Genomic DNA, 16,588 nt, shown 5'->3' on the forward strand with positions numbered 1-16,588 from the left:
AACACACCGACAACTCTTTTTTTACTTAAAACCTAACCCTGGATAACGGCCTTGGTTCAACCCACCGTATTGGTCTCCACCGCATACACTTCATCCGACAACGCTTGCAGCAGGACACCATTCTGGAGATCCGGCAGGGCATCCAGGCGCTGCACCAGTGTCGAAACGGCATAGTGTTGACCTCCGCCGAAGCTGAGCAACACGTCGCCACGCAAATTGACATCCGCCGCATACACCTCACGAAAAATCACACTGTGGCCGCTGTTCGGATCGATGATCACCAGGTGCTCATGAACCTTGCTCAGCCATAACTGGTCCGGCTCATCCAGCTCCCAGATCAACTTGCCGGGGATGGTCACCGCGTTGCCCAGGGGATGTCGGCAGTCGAGGACCACCGACTTGACTCTCAACCAGGCGGCTTTTGACAACCGGTAACTCACCGCGCCCTGCCCCATGCGCAGGATCAGGATCTTGACGTCATCCGGCATCAACGGCAGCAGATCATCGATCTTCGCTTCGTGACCCTCGACAACCATCACCTCGCCTTCACGCTGGACATAGCTGAGCGGCCCGCCATGGCCCATGCCTGGCAAGGACAATAGCGTTCCGCTCCTGCTTTCGTGCAACAGGACGTTGGTCTGCCGTTGGGTCCCCAGTACCTCGAAAGATTCAGGGATGGCGGCCTTGGGAACCCGGATGACACGTTCAGTCCCGGCGACATACCACTTCAGGTCATCGGGATCGCCCACCGACAGCAGTGGGCTGGAGAATGCACGGGCGGTCAATTGCCTGAGCCCCTCGATCCCCCGCCCCCCTTGAGTGACGACCCATTCCTGAGTGACACCGGTCACCAGCGCCGGCGCCTGGTCACGCAGCAGGACCTCCACGCCTTCGAATGTCACGCCGCGCAGGCCCGCGCCATCGGCCGTCAACTCGACAAACTGCCAGGGCGACCACTCACGCTGGGGGTGGGGCAGCACATCAGCCTCCAACAATTGCAAACCCTGGCCAAAGGCAGCGTCCAGCTTCTGCGGATCGATAAAGGCCTGGCGATAGACCTCGCCGCTCGCCACGTCGAGCAACCAGGCGGCCTCGCCGTCCGGGGTTGCGCCCAGCAACCGCAGCTCCTTGGTGCTGCCCAGGTCAGCCAGCAGCAACCGGTTGCCGACGTACCAGGCGCACAATCGCTCGTCACCACTGAAGTTGGTCAAACCGATCAGGGCAAGCGTTTTGTTCCTGTGCTGCAGGACCAGCGCATCCAGGGCCGTCCACCATTGTGCCCGGTCCTTGAACCACTGCTCCCTGACGCCGCCCAGTGCCAGGTCGCCTCGGCCACTCAGGTTGTAGAACACGCCATTCGAGGTCAGCGCCACGTAACCACCGTCAACGGCGATGACATCCTCCAGGCCGGGGGCACGCGCCCACCGGTTGGCCCAATGCCCCCGGCCCTCTACCAGCGTACGCCGCCTGCCGCACAGCTCCTGTTTGAGCCGGTCATAGATGACAAACACATCGCTGTCGTCCGGCGGTGCGAGCAGCGTCAGGTCGGTCATGTTCTTGATCGAGTCGGGCCATCCACGTGGCTGGTTTCGTCGCGGCGAAGGACGAATGATCAAACGGTCACTGCGGCGAACCCAGGCCATGTCCCGCCACTGTGCATCGAACTTCCAACAGATCGAAACGAAGGGGGCCGGTTGCCAATTGACGGTGACGAACGAGTCCTCAGGATGGGTACTCGGTGTGAAGGGCAGGCTGTCACCCAGTACCTGCGACCAGTCGGCCAGCGTCTCGCTGGCACTCAAGACCGGTTCCATCGCCAGATCCAGCTCTCGTGTGATCGAACTGAGCAGCAGTTGCCCGTCATGGATCAGATACACCAGCACATCGACGCTCTGGTCCGCGCGGGTGTTTTGCTGGACGACATGAATCACCCCCTGCGCGTCCGCCTCGACGCTCTTGATGGCGCTTACCAGGTTGTTCGTAGTGCGCAACCAATAACGATGGCTCACCAACCCAGTGACCGCATCGACTTGCCAGATAATCAGGTTCTGCGGGTCGTAGAAATAGCAGGAGTCGCCGACCACCACCCGCAACACCGCGTCCTCGACACCCAGCAAATCGTCGCGAATATAAAGAAAGCGGTCCTCCTTCGCGTCATACCAGGCCGTGACGTAGCGAGGCTCGTCCGGGTCCTCAAACGGAATGAGGTGGTGGTGAATCGGTGTGTACGCCATCGCTAGACGGTGGTCTCGAGCCAGGGCCTTGAAATGATCCTGCAACGTTTGCTGATCCATGTCGGGCGGTGCGTCCAGTTCCAAAAGCACGAGCGTGCGGTTGAGCACATCAACCTTGAATACTTGATTATCGGCAAGCCGGAGTAAAATTTCGTGACGCCACCCTCCAACGATCGTTACCTGAATGTCGTCGATGAAGAACTGATCGTGACGCTCAATCCTTATCTCTTTCTCCGAGGCCCAAGAGGCGTCCATAAACCAAGTGGACACCTGTAGGCTCGTCGACTCCAGGCTCAGCTTCACGCCGGGATGAACGACCAATGCGCATCGTTTGCCGGCCCCCTGGATTTTATAAGCGATCATGTTGTGCCAAATCGGGGGAATAAGAGGCACCACCAGTGAACGGTCAGCACTATCGAGCAACACGTCGATCACCGTTGGCCGATAATCGGGAACCATGCGACGGACGATGTATTCACTGGGAAACGAATAAAAGGAAAACTGAAATTGCCAGCTGCCGTCCGCTTTTCTTTTCTCCAGGCGCCGTGCCGTGTCGAACCCGGTGTCATGACGCGATGTCGCGAATGGCAGGGCAATGTACTCATAGCGGTAACAGGTTTGCGGTGTGCAGGGCAGTACGATGACTTGGCCGGCGGGTGGCTTGAATGCAACTTGACCCGGCAGACCTAGATCTCGACGGATGTTAATGGCCCGATCGTAATCGAGTTCTATCGTCGGCACCCCAAAATGATCGCGTTGCGGATAGAGCTTGGGGCTGTCCAACATCAATGCGCCCCGAGTCAGATCCAGCGCCTGGACGATCAACGACGAGCGCGGCAGCCATGCACCCTGCCTGGCATCAAAGTGGTACGCCTGCAGATGAGCCTTGGCGATTTCATCGAATAACAACCCGACCTCTTTGGCTTCTTCGGCAATGGTGGCGAAGCCCCGGGCCAATGCCGCGACCCCCACCGCCAACCCACCGAGCATCACCGCGGCGCCGCCCAGCATTGCGCCGGCCGTCGTGGCGCCAACCGCATAGGCGCTCACCGACAACACCAGGCTGGCGGAGTCGAAAGCCAGCTGGGTGCCGAACTGAGCGCGTTCGACGTCGTTGTGGGCCGTCGCCAACTGGTAGATGTCAAACCCGACATTGGCCAGTTGCAGCAGCCCCCCTGTGGCTTCACTGACACTGGACCCCAGCGCCGCCTTGACCACTGGCGCGACGGTACGGGCAATCAGTTTCTCTTCGGCCAGCGCCTGCCGAACCAGGCCGACCAGGCCGGCGATATCCGCCACGACGCCATGCACCAACTGCGCGTAGTTGACATAGGCGTGCAAGCGCACCGCCAGGGTCAGGGGCCGACCCGATCCTTCCTGGCCGCGCAACGCGTTCATCAAGGCTTGTATGGCGAAGCCGGCGTTCAGCGTGTGGACGCCCCCTACTTCGGTGGGGTCGCTCGGCACGGAAGGTTTGTTGGCCAAGGCTGAAAACTGTTCCGAGAGGTAGCTTTTTATCCGCAGGAGCCGATGGTCATCCGTGACCACCCGTACCAGTTGCTCAGGATTGGCCGGATCGATCAGGCTCACCCGGTACGCCCCGTCCGGCGAGACCTCCAGCGTATCGAACAACGGCACAAGGTGCGCCGCCAGCTGGTTTTCCTGCTGGAGGCGGCTCGTCGCTTGCTCGATCTGCTGGCTCCACCAATGGCCATCCAGCGCCTGCAGACAGCTGCCCAGTCGAGGATTGTTTTGCAGCGACTGTCCACGGGCGCTGGCCAACCGCTGTCTCACAGGGCGTTGCGACTGCCCAGGCAAGGCGCCGGGTTGCAGCAGTTTCGAAACCTCAATGGCGCCTGGCAATACCTGCCTCGACACCCGTGCACCTTCCAGTTCGACCAGGTCGAAAGTCGGCCGCGCCGCATCGCCATACGCCGCGTAATGGCTGGCCATGTCCTGTTGGAGAAAAAACCGCTCCAGCGCCTGCCTGAACAAGGTCGGATGTTCGAACTCAAACACACCGAAATTCGGATCGTAGAAGTGATAGGTGCTGCGCTCACCCTCCACGGTCTTGGCCACCAGCATGGCGTGGTTATCGGAGTTGAGCATCAGCGTGCTGGTGGTCGTCCTGGCTTGCAGGATCTCCGTGACCTCATTCAGGTCCGAGCGCGCCAATGCACTGCCCACATCGCCGAGCTGCACATCGCGCAACGCCTCCACGCTGTTGAGGAAGGCCACCGAATCGCTTGCCCCCGGTTCGAGCACCGCGAGGTAGAAACGCTCACGCAAGGTGTTGACCGCAGCCTTGCCTTGCGACACGGCCGCCGCCATGGCGAGGGCCAGGGGATAGCAACGTCCGCCGACCCTGTCACCCTCACCCTGGAGCAGCAGATCCTGCGGTACAAGCTTGTTCGTGGCGGCCTCGAAACCGTTCAGGACAGTACCGAGGCGTTCGATGATCCGGACGCGATACTCAAGCTGCGCCACCTGACGAATCCGGGCCACGTGCTGGCCCCATTGGCGCAACGTCAACGGCTGCTCCAACGCGGTTTTCTTCAAGCCCAAGGCGGTTTCGCCATGCCTCGGTGGAGCATCGGTGGCGCTGGCGAGCCCGGCCAGGAAGGCCGGCGCCTGACGCTGGAGCAACGCTTGTTCGATCGCCGCATAACGGCCAGCGGTTCCGTGCGTGGCGAGGTTGTTGGCCAGGTTGTCCAATGACGGCCGAGCCGCGTCGAAGCTGCGGTTATCCAACGCCTTCGCGCCACTCAAGCCTCCCAGCAGCAGACGCTGCAAGGGGCTCAGCCGAGCGACTTCGAAACGGTCGCTGGCCAGGCGCTCCAGCAATTCAGCGATCGACAGCTGTCGCGTTTGCGAATCGCTCACCGATGCGGGCGGCAACGCATAGGCGCTTTGATCGCGGATCGACTGACGCTCATCAAAACCCAGCGGGATGGGCTTATCGAAGATCACCTCACCGTTATGGCGCTGGCTCATCATCTGCATGAACGGCTCACCCAGCTCATCGGCCAGATGCTGCAACAGCTCGGTAGACAGTACATGCCGCCCCTCGATCACGGGCCAGCCCTCATCGAACTGGAGGGCGCGGTATTTGAGCAGCTCTGCCATATCACCCGCATAACGAGCCTTGAACTGCCCCTCCTGCCAGCGTTTTTTTTCGTCGATCAGCCATTGCGCGGTGTCACGCGCGTTCTCTTTCCAGGAGTGATCCAACTCCTCCTCCGTCGCCCGGTTGACCGTGGCGACGGCCTTGATCGCCACCTCCGCCTGCCACTGTTCGGCGGTTTGAGGGGTGAAGTGGGTGCGTTGGTAGTCCGCCATCCCCTGGCGCATGGCGGCGGGACCGGTGAGATAGATCGTGCCTTCGCTCTGGGGGCGGATGCCATCGCTGTAGTAGGCGGCCGCCGCCTCCACCAGAAAAGCCACGGCCAGTTCAATGTCCGGGGGCAGCTCATGCAATGCACCGAACACCTGCGTCGCGGCCTCGCGCGCCAGATCGCTCATGGCCTCGACGTCGATCAGGCTGACGTTTTGCTCATCGGCCAGGCGCGCGGTGGCGTCGACGATTTCATAGTTGAGCCGCAAACGCTCGATCACGCTCTTGAGCATCGCCGCCCCGGGGTGGGCCATCAGGAATGCGTTGCCCACCACGTGCTGTTCGACGACAGCACGCAATTCGTCCGGTCGGGCCAGGCGCTCCGCCGGGGGGCGAAAGACGCGGTTCAACGCCGGTCCGCTTTTAGCGAAACGCTCGAGCGCTTCGCGATGCTCGGCTGGAATCTCGTTGGCGTAGTCCGTGTATTTATTGCGCTGGGCCTGGCGGCCGGGCATCCATTCGGGGTTTCGATCCAGCAGCAGCTGCAGCACGCCCAGCCGCGCATCCGTCTGGAACGCCCGGATGTCCACCTCGCCCAGCTTTTCCGCCAAGGGCGGCAGGCCATCGACATCAGCGTAGCTGCCACCCTCGGCGAACAAAGCTTCGAAACGCACGATATCGGAGCCCCCGGCAAGCATGCCACGCAGACTGATCTCGCGTTCGTAGGCATCCTGCAGATGCAGTGGCAATTCACCGCTGGCCAGATCGCGCAGTGCCAGGCTGCCCTCGGCCAACGCTTCGAGACTGAGCCGGTTATCGTGCCTCAGGGCCACCAGTCGTGCCTTGTCCTGGCCGTAAGCCCGAACCAGCAGATCGATTCTCGCGTCATCGGCGCTGCCGCCGTTGTTCACCGCCTCGGTGATATGGGCGTACATCTGCTGCTTCAGGACGATCGCGCGTTCTTCATAACGGTCGCCCAACGCCAAGGCATCGACACTGTTTTCTGCGCCATTGAGCATGGCATCAGCCTTGGCCGCTTCGACAATGATCCGATTGGTTTCATAGGCCAGCAGTGCATCGCTGTCATACCAGAGACTGATGCGATAACCCTCCGGGCCCAGCACCTGTTTCCAGACATTGATGTAGTCACGCTGGATCGCTCCGACGCCGCCGCCCAGCCAGACAAAATGCAGTTTTTTGGGCACCTCGGTGGCAGGCACTTTCAATTGTTCGACGCTATTGCGCAGGCGCGTTTCGAAACCCTCTATCTTGTTGTAGGCGTGCGTCAGATCCGCGGCCTCGGCAACTTCCGGCAACTCAGGCGTACGCCGCCGCCTGCTGTTTCCCCGCAAGGCCCCCACGGCCTGTTTGAGCAACCCTAATGGCTCCAACATTTGTGGAGAATCGAGCAAGGCGATACAACCGAAGTAATAACGCAACACCGCTTCATATTCATCGGTGCCCTTGTGGGTTATTAATGCCTGTTCAAGATCCTTAAGCCTCAACAACCCCACAAAATCGACGTAGCTGCCCGTCGATAAAATTCCAGATTTACTCATGGACAACACTTCCATTTATTGTATGCAAATAGCCAGGACAGCCCTCAGGCGCCTGAACATCAACAAGTTGAACGACACGCATCCATGCGCTGACAACCCATGAATCAGTGGTCTGATTAATTAACTGACCTTATCCAGGGTCATGACGACCCGCAAAGTCAAAACGAACATAACCCTCATCAAGACCGCGCTCAACCACTAAGGAATTCAATAAATGTCCAGCGGCGAACTTCCATCTTATTTCCTCACAACTTGGCATTCGAAACATTAGAACTTTCGACCTGCAGCCAATAAATCAGCCAACTAACGTCAGGACTTATTACATTCCGAAAAAACCGGATACAGGCACGCAGACCGATACCCGGGTGCAGTCAGGGGCGGGAATCAGGAAACGGTGGCCCTGGCAGGCCACCGGAGTTCATCAGAGCGGTTTACTGCCGTACCAGCGCGGTGTGTACACCCAGTCGCCGCCTTCGGCACGAGGGAAGACACAGGTCGTGGAAGAACCGATCAGCACCATGGTGCGCATGTCCACCTGATCCGGGGTCAACTGCCCCAGCGTCGTGACGCGCAGTGTCTGGCCCGGGCGTCCGATGTCGCGTCCCAACACCACCGGCGTCTGCGCGGTACGATGCTGCGCGACGATTTCCAGCGCCCGCCCCAATTGCCAGGGTCGAGAGCGCGAGATCGGGTTGTAGAACGCCAGGGCCAGATCCGCCTCGGCGGCCAGGTCCAGGCGTTTTTCGATGATCGACCAGGGCTTGAGGTTGTCCGACAGCGACATCACGCAAAAGTCATGGCCCAGCGGCGCCCCTGCCTGGGCGGCGGTGGCCAGGGAGGCCGAGACGCCGGGAAGGATTTGCAGGTCGACGGCGTGCCATTGGGCATCCGTCGATTCGTGCAACGCTTCGAGCACGGCGGCGGCCATGGCGAACACGCCCGGGTCACCGGATGACACCACCACCACGGAGCGGCCCTGGGCCGCCAGTTCGAAGGCATGGCGGGCGCGCTGCATTTCTTCGCGGTTGTCGGTGCAGTGCTGCACCTGATCGGCCCGGAACGGCCCAGCCATGCGCACGTAGGTTTCGTAGCCCAGCACATCAGTGGCGCGGTCGAGTTCGGCGCGTACCGCCGGCACCATCAACTCGGCAGCGCCGGGGCCAAGACCGATCACCGCCAGGCGCCCGCGCAGGCGGCCGACCTGTCGAGGGTCGAGGGGCTGCTCGGTCACAGCGACGGCATGCTCGCCCAATATGCGAATTGACGCCGGTTGGTCGAGGGTTTCGCTCAGCCACTGGCCGACGTCACCAGCGACCGGCGCGAAACGCAGCGGCACGTTCAAGGCCGATGCGGCTTCATGCAACTCTGGCCGGGCCATGTCGCTGTCCGCCGCCAACAGGCATGCCAGCGACTGCACGGCGAGGTCGGCCTTACGCAAAGTCTCGCCAATGGCCGGCGACGCCCCCGCGCTGATCGCCACGACGACATTGCGCGGATAAATACGCAGCTCATCCGCCGCAGGCGTGCCCGCGGCGCTGTCGATGCGGATCGCCAGCCGGGCCTGTTCATCCTCGGGCAACTGCGCCTGGTCCAGCCACGGCGCGGCCCCCTCGATGCGTACCGATTCGCCAGCGAGCAGATCGGAGACGAAACGCTTGCCCTGCTCCAGATCGCCAAGGCTGTAGCCGCTCGGCGGATTGAGCAGGCAAGTACCAAACCGCAATTCACCGCTGGTGGTGATCGCCGGCGCGACGTGCAGCGCCTGCGCAATCTCGCGGGCCATGACATTGACCCCGCCCAGGCCGCCCAACAGCGGCACCACGGCACTGCCGTCCTCGGCCACCGCCAGCACCGGCGGCTCGGCGCCTTTTTCCAGCAGCAGCGGCGCCAGGGTACGGATGACAATACCCGCCGCGCACAAGGCAATGATCGGCGTGTCCTGTTGGTAGAGTTCACGCATCGTCGCGCCAAACTCAAGGTATTGCCGATCACCCTCGACCCGTCCGGCCAGGCCATGGATCAGGGCGTCGGGGTAACGCTGCTGAATCCGTCGGGCGGTTGCCAGGCTACCGGGGCCGAGGATGACGATGGCCGGCGTCTTGGCGGCCATCAACCCTGCCACCGTTCGCCCGGCACGATGATCAACGAGAAGTACGGCGAAGACATCGGCTCGACTTCATCCAACGGCACGATTTTCTGGTTGGCCATGGTCGCTCGCTCGACGTACAGCGCTCGCCCGTCCATGCCCAGTTCCTGAAGCACCTGGCGAACCTTGGGGAAATTGCGCCCCAGCTTCATGATCACCGCCGCGTCGGCGTCGGCCAGGCGGCGTTTGAGATCGTCGTGGGGCAAGACACCGGAGAGCACCGACAGGCTCTGGTTGCGATAGACCAGCGGCGCGCCGAGCACCGAAGCGCCGCCGAGCATCGAGCAGACGCCGGGAATGACTTGGGCCTCATAGCGCTCGGCCAGGCGATCATGCAGGTACATGTAGGAGCCGTAGAAGAACGGGTCGCCCTCACAGATCACCGCCACGTCGCGACCGGCATCCAGGTGCACGGCCAGCTGCTCGGCGGCGGTGTCGTAGAAATCGGCGATCACCTGTTCATAGGACAGCGGCGCAGGCAGCACCTCGGTGGTGACCGGGTAGACCAATGGCAGCAATGTCTGCGCGTCCTGCAAATGGGCCTCGATGATGCCGAAGGCGTTGCCCTTCTTGCCCTTGGCGACGAAATACGCCACCACGGGCGATTCGCGCAGCAGGCGCAGGGCCTTGACCGTAATCAGTTCCGGGTCACCGGGGCCCACGCCGAGGCCGATCAGACGTCCAGGCTGCTGCATCATTCAATCTCCGTGGCGAGGGCATTGACGGCTGCGGCGGCCATGGCGCTGCCGCCGAGACGGCCTTGCATGATCACGAACGGCACACCACGGCTGTCGGCCGCCAGCATCGCCTTGGACTCGGCAGCCCCGACGAAACCCACCGGGAAACCGAGGATCAATGCCGGTTTCGGCGCGCCGGCATCGAGCATTTCCAGCAAGTAAAACAGCGCGGTCGGCGCGTTGCCAATGACCACGACGCTACCTTCCAGGTGCGGGCGCCACAACTCCAGCGCCGCCGCCGAACGGGTGTTGCCCAGCTCCAGGGCCAAGGCCGGCACGCTTTCGTCGCGCAAGGTGCAAATCACCGGATTGTTGGCCGGCAGGCGAGCCCGGGTCACGCCTTCGGAGACCATCCGCGCATCACACAGGATCGGCGCACCGGCGGCCAGCGCCTGGCGCCCGGCCGTGCCTGCGCCCTCGGAAAACTGCAGGCCGTCGACGGCCTCGACCATGCCGCAGGCGTGGATCACGCGTACTGCGAGTTTTTCCAGGTCGGCCGGGATACGCGCCAGGTTGGCCTCGGCGCGAATGATCGCGAAGGAGTTGCGATAGATCTCCTGACCGTCGCGGATGTAATCAAGCATCAAGGGGGCTCCGGGGGCGAGCGTCGAGCCAGTGGCCGAGCGCTTCAATAGATAGATTGTGTGCCTGCAACGCGCCGAAACCCGGCAGCGTGACATCGCGAACATACAGGTCATAACGACCGGGGGCGACCGCCAGCAAGGTGGCAGGCGCGACATGGGCTGCCGCGCAGGAACGCGGGCAGCCCGACAGATGGACTTTCAGGGTCTGGCCCTGGCGTTGCAGCAGCTCGGCCAGTTGGCGGGCATCGGCCTTGGTGTCGGCCAGGGCTTTGCCACAGCCACTGGAGCCGGTGCAGGCGATGAGCTGCGCCAGGGCTTGATCGAGCGAGCACAACAGGCCCAATCCTTCAAGCCGCGCCAGCACTTGGTCGGCGTCCTCGCTGCGCACATTGGGCAGCAGCAGGCTCTGCCAAGGGGTGAAACTAAGGCTTTCGTCGCCCTTCTCCCGCGCCAATTGCGCCGCTCCCCGCAGCATGACCGCATCGAGCCGCCCCAGGGGCGCCGCCGCGCCGACGTAGACACGGTCGTCGTGCTGGGGATGAACACCGAGGTGCAGTCCATCGATGGACGCATCCCGCTGCCAATCCAGGCACGCTTGCAGGGGCACACGACGGGCCAGCCGGGTCATGAACTCATCCACAGAGACTTCAGCCAGCAAGTGGCGCATGCGGATCTGGTCCGGGCGGGCCAAGTCGAGGAACAACTCCAGCACCGCCACCACCAAGGCATGCCCCTGGGTCAGGGGCACCTTGCCCGCCGGTTTATCCAGCGGGGTGCCGGCCAAGCCGAAGGCCAGCCAGGGCTCGCCGTTACGGACAAGGGCCGAGAGCCACAAGTCGTGGTGATGTTCGAGCATCGCCAACGCTTCCCCACCGTCCAGTTGCACGGCGAACTTGGCCGACAGTTCATGGAAGCGTTCATGGGTTTGCAGGGTGACGAGGATCTGCGCGGCCAACGGGCGGGTGTCGAACAGCATCTGCCGATCGATCCCGGCCGCGGGACTGAGCATCAGGTTGCGCACGTCATCACCCGCCGGCTTGCGCGGGCCAAGCCCGGCGGCCAGCAATGCCTCGATCAGTGCGTCATGCCCGGGGCCGATCCCACGGATTTGCAGGTTGCCGCGGTTGGTCGCCTCGATCACGCCACCGGCGAACCGCTCGGCTGCGGCCGCCACGGCGTCGGCCTGGTCCGCCCGGATGGAGCCGCCATCGAGCTTGATCCGACAGATTCCACCGTCCAATGCCTGGACGACACGCAACAAACCCGGACAACCCGAGGGGCGTATGACGTTGGTTGATGGACGTTCGTTCAAGGGATAACCGCTAGACAAGGCACGCCACGACGGCGAAGGAGCGCCATTATGCCTGCTTTGCCGGGGGTCATGAAAAGCTTGCCGGTCGGATTGCGGACGACAGGCAATGTTGTTCACTGAAAGTAGATGAGCCCGTGGCGAGGAAGCTTGCTCCCGCTTGACCGGGCTGGCACTCCAGTGCGAGCGCTCACAAAAAGGGCTGCTGCGCAGCCCAGCGGGAGCAAGCTCCCTCGCCACAATGACTCACACAAGTCTTAAGTGAAGGGGCGCGGTATGATGGCGGCCCGGTTCGCGGCGGCAACCCGCCTGTCGATCACCCCCATCGATTCGAGGAACATAGATGACACCCTGGCTGACCGTAGTGGGCATCGGCGAAGACGGCTTCAAGGGCCTGGGCCGGACGGCCCGCCATGCCTTGCTGCGGGCGTCACGCATTGTCGGCAGCGATCGGCAACTGGCGTTGTTGCCGGTGTGCATCCGCGGCGAACGGGAATTGTGGCCCAGCCCGTTTTCCCTGGAACCGCTGCTGGCACGACAGGGCGAGTCGGTGTGTGTGCTGGCCAGCGGCGATCCGATGTTCTATGGCGTGGGCGCGAGCCTGGCGAAACAGCTGCCTGGCGACCAGATGCGGGTGATACCGGCGCCATCCTCCTGTTCACTGGCGGCGGCGCGCCTGGGCTGGCCGTTGCAGGAGGTGGTCACGCTGTCGCTGGTGGCGCGTCCCCTGGCGGCACTCAGCGCTCATTTATCCACAGGCGTCAGGCTGTTGCTGCTGAGCAATGACCGTCACAGCCCTGCCGCCGTGGCGACGTTGCTGCGCGAGCGGGGGTTCGGCCCGAGCGTCATGACCGTGCTGGAACATTTGGGCGGTGCGGCAGAACGACGGATCGACGGTTGCGCCGCGCAATGGTCCGATGACACCGTCGCCGACCTGAACCTGATCGCTATCGAATGCCGGGCCGAACCTTCAACGTTACGCCTGTCTCGTCTGGCCGGTTTGCCGGACAGCGCGTTCGAACATGACGGCCAGTTGACCAAACGCGACGTGCGCGCCATCACCCTCGCCCGTCTTGCGCCAACCCCTGGCGAACTGCTCTGGGACGTCGGTGCTGGCAGCGGCTCCATCGGCATCGAATGGATGCGCACCCACCCTAGTTGCCGGGCCCTGGCCATCGAAGCCGACGAAGGTCGCCAGGCCTTGATCGAACGTAACCGCGACAGCCTCGGCGTGCCCGGCCTGCAGCTGATTCGCGGCAAAGCCCCACAGGCGCTGGAAGGCCTGGAGCGGCCGGACGCGGTGTTCATCGGCGGCGGTGTTACCCGTGAAGGAGTGCTTGAGGCTTGCTGGGCTCAACTCAAGCCCGGCGGCCGGCTCGTCGCCAACGCCGTGACTCTGCAAAGCGAAACGACCCTGATGCACTGGCGCGAACGTCACGGCGGTGAACTGACCCGGATCCACATCGCCCAGGCCCAGCCATTGGGGGAGTTCGACACCTGGCGCCAGGCCTTGCCGATTACCTTGCTGGACCTGACGAAGCCTCTCGATGCGTGACGAAACCGCCGAACAACCCGCCCCCTTGCGCAGCGGCCTGACCACCGGCAGTTGCGCCACGGCCACGAGCCTGGCGGCCGCTCGACTCCTGCTGCGCGGCACCGAAGCCGATGCCGTGGAAATCGTACTGCCCAAGGGCAAGCACGTGCAGATGCGCCTGGAGTTCTGCCGGCTGACCGAACAAGGTGCCGAAGCCGGGACGATCAAGGACGCGGGCGACGACCCGGACGTGACCCACGGCGCCCTGTTGTTTTCCCAGGTGCGCTTGATCGCCGAGCCCGGTGTACGTTTCGTCGCTGGTCGTGGCGTCGGTACGGTGACGCGCCCCGGCCTGGTGCTGGAGGTCGGTGAGCCGGCGATCAACCCGGTGCCGCGCAAGATGATCAACGATCACCTGGCCCGTCTGGCGCAAGACAGCGGATATGCTGGCGGCTTCGAGGTCACGGTCAATGTCGAGGGCGGCGAAGCCCTGGCGCTGAAAACCATGAATCCACGCCTGGGGATTCTTGGCGGCCTGTCGATCCTCGGCACCAGCGGCATCGTCCGGCCGTTCTCCTGCGCGGCCTACATTGCCTCGATCCACCAGGGTATCGACGTGGCAAAAACCAACGGCTATCTGCACATCGCCGCCTGCACCGGCAACGCCAGCGAAGACACCATGCGTCGGGTCTACAACCTGCCGGAAATCGCCCTGATCGAAATGGGCGACTTCGTCGGTGCCGTGCTCAAGCATGTGCGCAAGGTCCCGGTGGAAAAACTCAGCCTGTGCGGCGGCTTTGGCAAAATCAGCAAACTCGCCGCCGGCCACATGGACCTGCACAGCCGTCACTCAAGCATCGACCTGCCACAACTGGCCGAGTGGGCCGCCGCTATCGGTGCCGATGAGGCGTTGCAGCAAGGCATCCGCGCGGCCAACACCAGCCAGCAAGCCCTGGCAATGGCCAGCGCCGCTGGCATCGCCCTCGGCGACGCGGTGTGCGCACACGCGTTGGCCTTCGCCCGCAGCGTGGTGCCGGCCCAGGTCCAGGTCGAAGTCTTCGCCATCGATCGCCAGGGCGGGATTGTCGGCCACGCCGGAGAGCTTCGATGAAACGCATCCTCCTGCTGGGCGGCGTCACCGAAGCCCTGGCCATCGCCCGCCCCCTCGGCCCCCAACACATCTACAGCCTGGCGGGCATCGGCCGCGTCCCCACCGACCTGACCTGCCAGGTGCGCGTCGGCGGCTACGGCGGCGCCGAAGGGCTGGCGCACTTCATCCACGCCGAAGGCATCGACCTGCTGCTGGACGCCACTCACCCCTACGCCGCCCAGATCAGCCACAACGCCGCCCGCGCCGCCCGCGCCTGCGCCATCCCCTGCTGGGCCCTGCGTCGCCCGGCCTGGCAACCCCAGACCGGGGATGACTGGCGCGAAGTGGCCGATTGGGCCGAACTGATCCAAGCCCTGAAACCCTTCCACCGCCCGTTGTTCACCCTCGGCCGCGAACCACTGCAACACCTGCACGAAATTCCGCCAGAGCAATTCTGGACCCTGCGCGCCCTGGACATTTATCCCGGCAATGAACGCTGCGAAGTCATCGGCGCCCGCGGGCCGTTCCACATCGAAGGCGAGCGCGAGCTGTTCGAGCGTCGGCGGATCGATGTGTTGGTCAGCAAGAACAGCGGCAGCACGGCGACTGAGCCGAAGCTGGAGGTGGCGCGGGAGCGGGGGGTGCCGGTGTTGATTTTGCAGCGGCCGGTGTTGGCGGAGGTGGATCGGGAGTTTGGGACCGTGGATGAGGTATTGCAGGGCTTGCGACATCTGGTCTGACAGTCTTTTTTGCTGCAACGCTGAAGGCCTACATATCCCTACAGCCCTGTCCCGTAGGAACTACGACAGCAGGCTACATCGTCTTGCGCCGCAGCCTACAACTTCGCCAGAATCCGCCGGCTTGTGCGCCTTGGAGGCCGCCGGTAACTTGATTCCCGTCACTGCCCTTCAGTGATCGGGTTTAGTCGCTCGGTGGTTTCAGCAGGTTCACAAGCTCCGTCCAGTCAGGTATCCACTCCTGCACTTGATGGTGGTTGTGCGCAGGGCGCCCTCGGGCGCGCCGGTAATGCTGGACTCCCCGGTCGACTAACCTGCGTACAGCCGCCGCCCTGTGGCGAGGGGATTTATCCCCGTTGGGCTGCATAGCAGCCCCTGAACGACAGCACGGGGTTAGGCTGATGCTGCGAGGTGCCGGCTTTTTGGACTGCTTCGCAGCCCAGCGGGGATAAATCCCCTCGCCACAAAAACTACGCAGGCTTATCTAGATGCTTGTCTCGAAGAAGACACGGGGGACGGAGTACTGATTCGAGCATCCCTTGACGATATCGCTCGGGCAAAAGATATGACACAGATGGACTACGATGCAGATTGGGAACAATCGAATATCGACTGATCAACAACATTCTCCGTGGCGAGGGAGCTTGCTCCCGCTGGGCTGCGCAGCAGCCCCAAAAAGGATCGCCGCCATTCTCCTGACACACCTCGCAACTTGATATTCAGGGCCGCTTCGCGCCCCAGCGGGAGCAAGCTCCCTCGCCACGAAAGCATCCACTTACAAAAACTGTTGCTACTGTTAGTGCAAACCCTGCGACCCTATACCGCATGCGCCTTTTTTACTTCTCAACCTCGATCAGGCTAAATACCGCCACTTGATCGCCCAACCGAGCGGATTCGCCCATGTCCCGACAACGGCTTGCATTTGCCTGGATCGCCTGCTTCGCAGTGCTGTTCAACATGCTTGCCATGCCGCTTTCCAACAGCGGTGGCGCGACTGCCAATTCGCCAGCCGAGCAACTGTTGTGGGGCAGTTTCTGCTCGTCCAGCGGCACGAAAATGGTCGCGGTGTCCCTGGGCAAGCTCGAGCAGGGCACGCCGCAGAAGGACACTCACTCGACGATGCAGCATTGCTGGTGCTGCGCCGGCTCCGCGTCGCTGGTGGCGCTCACCGGCCATGCCCCGCAGTTGTATCTGGATGCTCGGCCCCACCATCGCGGCATTGCCCATTCCAAGCTCGACAGCCCCACGCCACGCCAGCAATGGCCAAGCCTCAACCCCCGCGCCTCGCCTCTGGCCTGATTCTTTCCGCACAAGACTGCGCCTC

General features: G+C 63.0%; 9 protein-coding genes and 1 pseudogene. 5 read left to right on the forward strand and 5 right to left on the reverse strand.

The window, feature by feature from the left end; translation table 11 throughout:
• Nucleotides 1-56 precede the first annotated feature (56 nt).
• The 5 genes from BLO97_RS18445 to cobG all read right to left on the reverse strand — a co-directional run bounded on the left by BLO97_RS18445 (nucleotide 57) and on the right by cobG (nucleotide 11,906).
• A complete protein-coding gene (locus BLO97_RS18445) occupies nucleotides 57-7,127 on the reverse strand; it encodes a TcdA/TcdB pore-forming domain-containing protein (RefSeq protein ID WP_092347239.1) in 7,071 nt (2,356 codons plus the stop codon).
• A 421-nt stretch (nucleotides 7,128-7,548) separates the two neighbouring features.
• Nucleotides 7,549-9,237, reverse strand: coding sequence for a precorrin-3B C(17)-methyltransferase (cobJ, locus tag BLO97_RS18450; RefSeq protein WP_092347242.1), 1,689 nt, complete (start codon nucleotides 9,235-9,237; stop codon nucleotides 7,549-7,551).
• Nucleotides 9,237-9,968: a precorrin-2 C(20)-methyltransferase gene (locus BLO97_RS18455; RefSeq protein ID WP_060739361.1), complete on the reverse strand. Its 732-nt coding sequence runs from the start codon at nucleotides 9,966-9,968 to the stop codon at nucleotides 9,237-9,239. The genes cobJ and BLO97_RS18455 overlap by 1 nt, the downstream gene beginning before the upstream one ends.
• On the reverse strand, nucleotides 9,968-10,594 hold the full coding sequence (locus BLO97_RS18460; RefSeq protein WP_092147054.1) for a precorrin-8X methylmutase: 627 nt from the start codon (nucleotides 10,592-10,594) through the stop codon (nucleotides 9,968-9,970). The genes BLO97_RS18455 and BLO97_RS18460 overlap by 1 nt, the downstream gene beginning before the upstream one ends.
• Nucleotides 10,587-11,906 (reverse strand): precorrin-3B synthase, encoded by a 1,320-nt coding sequence (gene cobG / locus BLO97_RS18465; RefSeq protein ID WP_092347245.1) that lies wholly within the window; start codon nucleotides 11,904-11,906, stop codon nucleotides 10,587-10,589. The genes BLO97_RS18460 and cobG overlap by 8 nt, the downstream gene beginning before the upstream one ends.
• Before the next feature lie 340 nt (nucleotides 11,907-12,246).
• Here cobG and cbiE point away from each other — a divergent pair, with 340 nt between their 5' ends.
• From cbiE to BLO97_RS18485, 5 genes and pseudogenes are all read left to right on the forward strand, one after another.
• Entirely contained in the window at nucleotides 12,247-13,458 is a 1,212-nt protein-coding gene (gene cbiE, locus BLO97_RS18470; RefSeq protein WP_092147050.1) for a precorrin-6y C5,15-methyltransferase (decarboxylating) subunit CbiE, read from the forward strand.
• Nucleotides 13,451-14,548 carry a cobalt-precorrin-5B (C(1))-methyltransferase gene (locus tag BLO97_RS18475; RefSeq protein ID WP_092147048.1) on the forward strand — a complete coding sequence of 366 codons (1,098 nt, stop codon included), beginning with the start codon at nucleotides 13,451-13,453 and terminating at the stop codon, nucleotides 14,546-14,548. Before cbiE ends, BLO97_RS18475 begins: the two co-directional genes overlap by 8 nt.
• Complete coding sequence (locus BLO97_RS18480) at nucleotides 14,545-15,267, forward strand: cobalt-precorrin-6A reductase (RefSeq protein WP_092347248.1); 723 nt, start codon at nucleotides 14,545-14,547, stop codon at nucleotides 15,265-15,267. The genes BLO97_RS18475 and BLO97_RS18480 overlap by 4 nt, the downstream gene beginning before the upstream one ends.
• A gap of 475 nt (nucleotides 15,268-15,742) precedes the next feature.
• A pseudogene (locus tag BLO97_RS32375) lies at nucleotides 15,743-15,853 on the forward strand (transcriptional regulator); the annotation flags it as partial.
• Nucleotides 15,854-16,164: 311 nt separating this feature from the next.
• Nucleotides 16,165-16,563, forward strand: a complete 399-nt coding sequence (locus tag BLO97_RS18485) for a DUF2946 domain-containing protein (RefSeq protein WP_092222488.1) — start codon at nucleotides 16,165-16,167, stop codon at nucleotides 16,561-16,563.
• The last annotated feature ends 25 nt before the right edge of the window (nucleotides 16,564-16,588 follow it).

The organism is Pseudomonas sp. NFACC05-1, assembly GCF_900100135.1.
GTDB lineage: Bacteria > Pseudomonadota > Gammaproteobacteria > Pseudomonadales > Pseudomonadaceae > Aquipseudomonas > Aquipseudomonas fluorescens_Q.

What these genes read in the sequence shown, in the direction of transcription:
- BLO97_RS18445 (WP_092347239.1), bottom strand. Translation starts at nt 7,127, where the DNA reads ATGAGTAAATCTGGAATTTTATCGACGGGCAGCTACGTCGATTTTGTG.
- cobJ (WP_092347242.1), bottom strand. Translation starts at nt 9,237, where the DNA reads ATGGCCGCCAAGACGCCGGCCATCGTCATCCTCGGCCCCGGTAGCCTG.
- BLO97_RS18455 (WP_060739361.1), bottom strand. Translation starts at nt 9,968, where the DNA reads ATGCAGCAGCCTGGACGTCTGATCGGCCTCGGCGTGGGCCCCGGTGAC.
- BLO97_RS18460 (WP_092147054.1), bottom strand. Translation starts at nt 10,594, where the DNA reads ATGCTTGATTACATCCGCGACGGTCAGGAGATCTATCGCAACTCCTTC.
- cbiE (WP_092147050.1), top strand. Translation starts at nt 12,247, where the DNA reads ATGACACCCTGGCTGACCGTAGTGGGCATCGGCGAAGACGGCTTCAAG.
- BLO97_RS18475 (WP_092147048.1), top strand. Translation starts at nt 13,451, where the DNA reads ATGCGTGACGAAACCGCCGAACAACCCGCCCCCTTGCGCAGCGGCCTG.
- BLO97_RS18480 (WP_092347248.1), top strand. Translation starts at nt 14,545, where the DNA reads ATGAAACGCATCCTCCTGCTGGGCGGCGTCACCGAAGCCCTGGCCATC.
- BLO97_RS18485 (WP_092222488.1), top strand. Translation starts at nt 16,165, where the DNA reads ATGTCCCGACAACGGCTTGCATTTGCCTGGATCGCCTGCTTCGCAGTG.